Source organism: Microbacterium sp. P2_F9, from assembly GCF_056403635.1.
Genome location: NZ_JBFUFC010000418.1, coordinates 1 through 727, shown reverse-complemented (window position 1 = coordinate 727; position 727 = coordinate 1). Strand labels below are relative to the sequence as shown.

At 68.3% G+C, this 727-nt stretch carries 1 pseudogene; it reads right to left on the bottom strand.

Going from position 1 to position 727, the window contains the following annotated elements:
* Positions 1 to 53: 53 nt before the first annotated feature.
* Positions 54 to 727: pseudogene (locus tag AC1DVT_RS20500) on the bottom strand (XRE family transcriptional regulator); the annotation flags it as partial.

The following is a 727-nucleotide window of genomic DNA, read 5'->3' as shown; positions in this document are numbered from 1 at the left end:
GCCCTGCCCCTCCGCTGAGCGGAGGAGAGGCGCGGGGCGGGCTGAACCGGCGTTCAGCGCGGGGCGTGCGCCTCGAGGAACTCGTAGACGTCGGTCGTGTCGACCCCCGGGAACGCGCCCGTGGGGAGCGTCGCCAGCAGCGTGCGCGGTGTGCGGACGTTCGGCCAGGACTGGTCGCGCCACGCCTCTTCGAGGTCGGCCGGCGGCCGTCGGCAGCACACCTCGACCGAGTGCTTCGACACCCCGCGGTTCGGAGTGTCGCGGCCGATGAACCAGCGCGTGTCGTCGAAGCGCACTCCGACGCTGACCGAGTGGGCGCCTTCGCTGGATGCCTCGACCCGGGCCGTGCACCAGTAGGTGCCGTTGCCCGTGTCGGTGTACTGGTAGTACGGGTTGAAGTGGTCGTCGACGTCGAAGATGGCGCGACTCGTCCAGCGGCGACAGCACAGCTGTCCCTCGATGGAGCCGAGCCGATCGGTCGGGAAGTTCACGTCGTCGTTCTCGTACGCCTTCGTGATCGTGCCGGACTCGTGCACCTTGAGGAAGTGCACCGGGATGCCGAGCTGCACCGTCGCGAGATTCGTGAAGCGGTGYGCGGCGGTCTCGTACGAGACCGAGTAGGCGTCACGGAGGTCCTCGATCGAGATCGCCTTGTCCTTCTTCGCGTCCTGCAGGAACGGCACGGCGTGCGATTCCGGGATGAGCAGCGCACCGGTGAGGTAGTTGG